The organism is Aminobacter sp. 01T433 (genome assembly GCF_056398585.1).
Genome location: NZ_JBFTPR010000032.1, coordinates 21,293 through 27,292 on the forward strand (window position 1 = coordinate 21,293; position 6,000 = coordinate 27,292).

4 protein-coding genes and 2 pseudogenes are annotated in these 6,000 nt (G+C 59.7%); 3 read left to right on the forward strand and 3 right to left on the reverse strand.

Annotated features, from left to right (window positions below):
• Window positions 1–256: 256 nt before the first annotated feature.
• From AC1DLV_RS29060 to AC1DLV_RS29070, 3 genes and pseudogenes are all read left to right on the forward strand, one after another.
• A pseudogene (locus AC1DLV_RS29060) lies at window positions 257–662 on the forward strand (DDE-type integrase/transposase/recombinase); the annotation flags it as partial.
• 421 nt (window positions 663–1,083) lie between these two features.
• Window positions 1,084–2,004 carry a dihydrodipicolinate synthase family protein gene (locus AC1DLV_RS29065; RefSeq protein ID WP_476803265.1) on the forward strand — a complete coding sequence of 307 codons (921 nt, stop codon included), beginning with the start codon at window positions 1,084–1,086 and terminating at the stop codon, window positions 2,002–2,004.
• A 139-nt stretch (window positions 2,005–2,143) separates the two neighbouring features.
• Entirely contained in the window at window positions 2,144–2,806 is a 663-nt protein-coding gene (locus AC1DLV_RS29070) for a TetR/AcrR family transcriptional regulator (RefSeq protein WP_476803266.1), read from the forward strand.
• 155 nt (window positions 2,807–2,961) lie between these two features.
• On the opposite strand, the gene AC1DLV_RS29075 is transcribed toward AC1DLV_RS29070, so the two are convergent.
• The 3 genes and pseudogenes from AC1DLV_RS29075 to AC1DLV_RS29085 form a co-directional block, all read right to left on the reverse strand.
• Window positions 2,962–3,975, reverse strand: a complete 1,014-nt coding sequence (locus AC1DLV_RS29075) for a GlxA family transcriptional regulator (protein WP_476803267.1) — start codon at window positions 3,973–3,975, stop codon at window positions 2,962–2,964.
• Entirely contained in the window at window positions 3,972–4,535 is a 564-nt protein-coding gene (locus AC1DLV_RS29080; protein ID WP_476803268.1) for a cysteine hydrolase family protein, read from the reverse strand. The genes AC1DLV_RS29075 and AC1DLV_RS29080 overlap by 4 nt, the downstream gene beginning before the upstream one ends.
• A 455-nt stretch (window positions 4,536–4,990) precedes the next feature.
• Window positions 4,991–5,937: pseudogene (locus tag AC1DLV_RS29085) on the reverse strand (AI-2E family transporter).
• Window positions 5,938–6,000: the final 63 nt, after the last annotated feature.

Below are 6,000 nucleotides of genomic sequence, written 5' to 3' on the forward strand. Positions count from 1 at the left end.
ACGAGCTTGGGTCCGACGCCCAGATGATGAACGACGCCGAAACCGATATCGCCTTCGATGGTCCAGCTGGCCATCAGGCCGTGAACCTCTTCAAGAGCTACCACAGCGAAGGGCCAATTGCCGATCGAGCAGCGGGCCGCCCGCCAGATGCCGCCCAGCTGGGTTTCTACTTTGCGTCGGCGGGGGCGGTGCGTGGTTTCGAAAAGGTGATTGGTGGCCGTTTCAAGCTTGGTATGCGGTCTGGCTCTACCTCCGATTCGGCGGAAGGAGACGCTGGCTCTGGCGCCCTGTCGACCAGGACGGATACGTACTCGTTGAGATCGTCTAGACCCGCCGAAACACCACGGCGGCCAAACGCCTGTTGATCCGTTGATGTAGAAGCAGGGCCCGTATGCCGAAGCGTATCGTCACTGACAAGCTTCATCCCTAGGATGCGGCATGGCGTCAGATCATGCCCACGGTCGAGCATCGATCGCACTAAGGGCTGAACAATCGTGCCGAAAATTCGCATCTGCCACTGCGAAAACAGGAGCGGTTGATGCAACGGTTTGGCTCACCAGGCGCGCTGCAACGCTTCACAAGCGTCTTTTTGGCAGTCCGAAATCTCTTCGTGCCGCCCCTTTTCAAAACACTCAGCCATCGCCGTCCATCTAATTCGATAGGGAACGACGTGTGAATAGCGATTTTGTTGGGTGGCGGACGCCATTGCGTAAATCATGTTTTCAGCCTTGGACAGGCTGGCGATGACCGTCAGTGGCGCATGACGTGGGTAGGTAAGTTCGTGGCCTGGCACACATTGGCGAAGCCGGATTTGGCGGACTTTGCGGAGGGATTGGCGCCACCCACTGCCACCGGGCCCGCATGGTTCGCAGTGGGCCGCGTCCGCAGCGTTTCAGGCAGTGCGATACAAGCGGCAAGTCCCTCTCGCCAGCTACTCGTGCAACAAAACGGCGGGTGATGCGGGAGCGCGGGGCACGTACCATTGACAACACACCTTCTAGATTCAAACATACGTTTGAAACAAGCATTTCAAATGGGCATTCACCTTAGTTTGGCTGGGTGTCTCGAACGCTGGAGGCTGTCGTGCATACCAAACCAAATGGGTCGTTCGTGGCGCTGATCACGCCGATGAACTCCGACGGCTCTGTAGATCTGGCTGGGTTTGGCAGCCTGCTCGATTTTCACCGGCAAAACCACACAAAGGCGATCCTGATCATGGGTTCGACCGGGGAGGTCTCGATGCTGACCCCGGAAGAGCGGCGCACGATCATTACCGAAACGGCAAGAATGCCGCGGGGCGACATGCTCCTCTACTTCGGCTGCACGGGCTCCAACACCCAGGGCACGATCGATTTGGTGCGCTATGCCAAGAACGAAGGTGGCGACGGCGCCATCATTGCAGCGCCTTCCTACATTTGCGCCGACAATGAATCCATCGTCGAGTATGTTCTGGAAGTCTGCGATGCGGTCGACTTCCCGATCGGCTTCTACAATAATCCCCCGCGCGTGAAGACGGACCTTCACTGGACCGACATCCAGCGCATTTCTGCCCATCCGAACATGGTCGTGCTCAAGGAATCAACCACGCGTGTTGGTCAGGTGGCCCAGGTCTGCCGCGCCGATCTCGATATCTCGGTCATGTGCTGCTGCTCGCCGAACCTCGGCTTGGTGATCCCGACCATGGCGCTGGGCGGCCATGGCACCGCGAACATGACTGGCAACATCATCCCGCGCGAGATGGCGGTCATCTCCAAGCCATGGGTATCAGGCGAAGACGCATTCGCCTGCCGATCGGCCTGGCTGCGCAACTTGCCGATGCTGCACTTCGCCTATGCGGCCGTCAATCCCGTTTCGATGAAGTCACTGATGGCAGCGGTCGGCCTTCCGGCCGGACCGCTGCGCAAGCCGCTCCGGGCCGCTGACCCCAAGTTGCTTGAAGACGGCATCCGTATCGCCCGCGAACTCGAGCTCGACAGGGCCTACGGCTACCGACTGGCGCGCTGATTGGTGGCCACAGCTTTCGCACTCTCAGACTGAAACTCGGCACCGGGCTTCGCGGTGGCCGAGGTTCCGCTGGTACATATCCTCTGATTTGACGTCGGTGAGAGCAGCACGCGAACCGGCTTTCGGTTATGAGTGTTGTATGGACGCAACTGAAGAAAGAACCGGCCGGCACGACGATCGCGACACGCGTCGTGCATTGCTGCATGCGGCTACCTTCGTGTTCGCCGATCGTGGGTTCGATGCGGCCACGCTACGGGAAGTCACCCGGGTGGCGGGGGCGAACATAGCGGCGGTCAACTATCACTTCCGCTCCAAAGACGAATTGCTGCGCCTGACGCTCGAGCAATGCCTCGGCCCGCTAAACGCGGCGCGCCTGGGGGCGATGAAGGCATGTGAGGACCATCCGCAGCCAACCCTGCGCACCGTGCTCCGCGCGATCGTGGCACCGCTTGTCGAGCTCAGCCTCGACGAGCGCGGGGGGCGCGCGGCGATCCGACTGATGCTGCAAACCAAGGCTTTGCCTCGAACCCTGACCAATGAAATCTTCGCCGAGCAGTTCGACGAACTCCATCGCCTATCCCGACGAATGCTGCAGCGGGTGGCGCCCGAACTCGGTGAGGCGCAGATCGCGCTGCGCTATGAATACATTCGCGGCGCCATCTTGCACATCGTTGCGGACCTGGATCCGAATGCCCGTCGCATGCCCGGGCTTGAGGATATCCAGGATCACGTCAGCAACAACGCCCTGATAGACGACATCATCAGCTTCTGTGAGATCGGCTTTTCAAGCCGGAGCGACTGATCTGACCAGCCGGATGACAAGAGTTGGAGCCACGCGTGCCGCCGTGGGTGCAAAGGACCTGATTATCTTCCCGCATAGTTGAAGATGGCGAGGTCTGACATGCGCGCCCAAAACCGTGCCATTCGTAAGACTGCTGATTTGCATGCTGCGGAGGCTCAGCTTTTTCGCAGTTGAGGGGGGTAGCTGTCCTGCCGCCGAAGGGCACTCGGCGGGGTCGCATTGAACCGTCCCCAGGCGCGACGCAACTGCCGGCTTGAACTGTAGCCAACGCGCTCTGCCACCCGCTCCATGTCGAGCCTCGTCTCGTTCAGAAGCTGCTGGGCCAGTGCGACGCGTAGCCGGTTGAGATAGTCGGGGATGCTCATGCCGGCTTGATCGTTGAACAGTCGGCTAAGGTGCCTGGGGCTGGATATGGCGATGTCAGCCAATGCTGCGAGCGACCAGTCTCGCGCCGGATCGGCGGTTATCGCATCTTGTACCCGATGAATGGCCGCGTGAACGTGGTTTCTCCCTTCCAGCCATGGCGAAAGCTGTGGGTCAGTTCCGAGGCGGCGGAAATAGACGACGAGCGACTTTGCCACGGCGGCGGAGACGGCCGGGTTGGTGAGCCGACCGATGATATGCAGCATCAAATCGATACCGGCGGTGATGCCGGCGCTGGTATAGCGTTCGCCATCCTCGACATAGAGTCGGTTCTCCAGCACCTTGGCCAAAGGCGCGATCCGGGCGAGACGGTCGCAGTCGGTGAAATGCGTGGTGCATTTGACCCCATCGAGAAGCCCCGCTCTCCCGGCCAGGAGGGCACCCGAGCAAATCGACACGAGCAAAATGCCGGGCCTTAAGCTGCGCTGCAACCACTGGACCAGTTCGTCGGACCCTTCATCGGGTTCATCAAACGGCTGGCCCGCGTCCATCGGCTCGTCGGTGTCACCTGCAATCACGATCATGGCACCTGCCTCGACGGTATCGGGCAGTGGCGAGATGCCGGTAACGCGCAGCCCGATCGAGGTCGTGACCTCGGGCAATGCGCCGATGTAGTCGACGTCGAACTGCACGTCCTGCTGCAGCAGATTGGCATAGCGCAGGGCCTCCATAGGCCCCGCGACATCGAGGAGCAGGGTCCGCGCCGGAAGTACCACGTAGGTCGGAACCCGACGCGGCGTCGTCATGCCGCGGCAGCCATCGTCTGGCCGTCCAGAGCCTCAGCAATCGTGCAGACGCGGGCGAAGCGTCCATCGAGCACGGCTGCTGTGCGGGCCTTGATCTCTTCGGCCGTCCAGGTTTTTCCGGCCGCATCGGTAAGCGGCATGGTATGGGTCGCCTCGGTCACGTAGTCGACCTGCCAACCGAGATCCGAACCATGGCGAGTGGTCGTCTCACAGCACTGTTCGGTGCGAATGCCGGAGATGACGAGGCGACGGATGCCGTTCTCGATCAGGTACACTTCAAGCGGCGATCCGACGAAGGCGGAATGCCTGTACTTGAAGAACTCGAGGTCGGGCTTGTCGAGTTTGAGCTCCGCGAGAGGTCTAACGAAACCCGAGGCGGGAGAGAAAATACCTTCGGGCTCGGCATGGAACACGCGCACGATCTTCCAGCCCTTTTCAATTGCTCCATCGATAAGCGCCTGCTGGTTCCTGAGATAGGTGGGACTATCTCCCTCCGCCCAGTTGGCGCGTTGACGGAAACTTTCCTGAGCATCGATGACAAGTAGCGCGGTATCGGTCATTTCTGGACACTCCGTGAGCCATGGTGTGCTGCAATCCTAGACCTTGTGTCGAGTTACTCCAGCCATCCACCGGACAAAGATCGGACAAAAAAAGACAACACGGATGATAGCCAGGTCAGACTGATTGTCTGCGGTCGGTGCACCTTCGGCACTCACCTTTGGCGAGGATGCCTTCGTACTGGCCCGGCATGTGTACAGATTGCCGCCTGATGATATGGCTGCTTTTGGCAAACAGGCACAACAGGCCAAACGTCTTCAAGGAGGTCGAAAAGCCAACTGTCGGCTTATCGTCAATTTCTACCGAAATCGTCGCTTGTGCTGGTGACCCGACATTCGGCGAGACGCCCTTGCCGTTGGCGGCGTGACGCCTTCATTCCATGCCTTGAGCCTGTCCGTTTGTGTGCTCGTCGATAGGCGTCCACTTCGGCGATGCCGCTGCAGCAGATCGGCTAAAATCATTCCGGGCCAGCGCCGTCTGAGACGTGGTAACCTGAACTTGCCTGCGACTGCCGCCACGCGAACCGCAAGATCACGCCCAACGATGCCGCGATCGGTATCGCCAGCAATACGCCGATGAAGCCGAACAGCCATCCAAAGGCAAACATCGCAAACATCATCCAGACCGGGTGGAGCTTGACGCGAGTACCAATGACGCGCGGCGACAGCACATAGTCGGCAAGCAGTTCCCCGACGACAAAGATGCCCCCCACAACCGCGACGGGTGCCCAGTTCGGCCAGAACTGAGCCATCGCAACACACGTCGATACCAAGAGACCCGTGGCGGCCCCGAGATAGGGAACAAAACTGATCAGGCCTGCGCTGATGCCGATCAAAATGGCATGGTTGAGCCCGGTCATTTTCAGGGCTGTCGCATAAAGCACGGCAAGCGTAAGACAAATGACGACCTGCCCGCGCACATAGCCCGCGACCGTTTCGTGGATTTCGCGCCCAAGCGCCCGAACATCGCCGCGGTACGCCGGGGAGAACCAGCTATCGACCGTCGCAATCATTCGTTGCCAGTCAATAGCGAGATAGATGGCAATGATTGGCGTGACCACGAGTAGCGAAAGAAGGGAAATCAAGGCCAGTCCGCTCGACCACAACGAGCGAAGGAAGCGATCGAGCCAGTCGCTGCCCATCGTTCTCGCGGCATCAGCGGCCGATTGCTCGATGTGAAGCTCGTTGCCCATGACACTGTGCAGCAAAGGGAGGTTTGTTTCGATCAGAAGTGACTGCAGTTGTGTGATGTAGCGAGGAAACTCCTCAACAAAAAATCTGACCTCGCCAATGACGGCGGGAGCATCACCAGGAGAAACGCGACAAAGCCCGCAACCAGCGGCAGGAAGACGGCAAGAGCTGCAAAGGAACGATTGATCCCGAACCGCTCCAACCTGTCGATCACCGGAACGAACAGATAGGCGAGCAATGCGCCGACGACGAACGGCAACAGGATTTGGTGCAAGAG

Bases quoted from the DNA above. Each gene is read 5' to 3' on its own strand.
- AC1DLV_RS29070 (WP_476803266.1), top strand. From the start codon at position 2,144: ATGGACGCAACTGAAGAAAGAACCGGCCGGCACGACGATCGCGACACG.
- AC1DLV_RS29075 (WP_476803267.1), bottom strand. From the start codon at position 3,975: ATGACGACGCCGCGTCGGGTTCCGACCTACGTGGTACTTCCGGCGCGG.
- AC1DLV_RS29080 (WP_476803268.1), bottom strand. From the start codon at position 4,535: ATGACCGATACCGCGCTACTTGTCATCGATGCTCAGGAAAGTTTCCGT.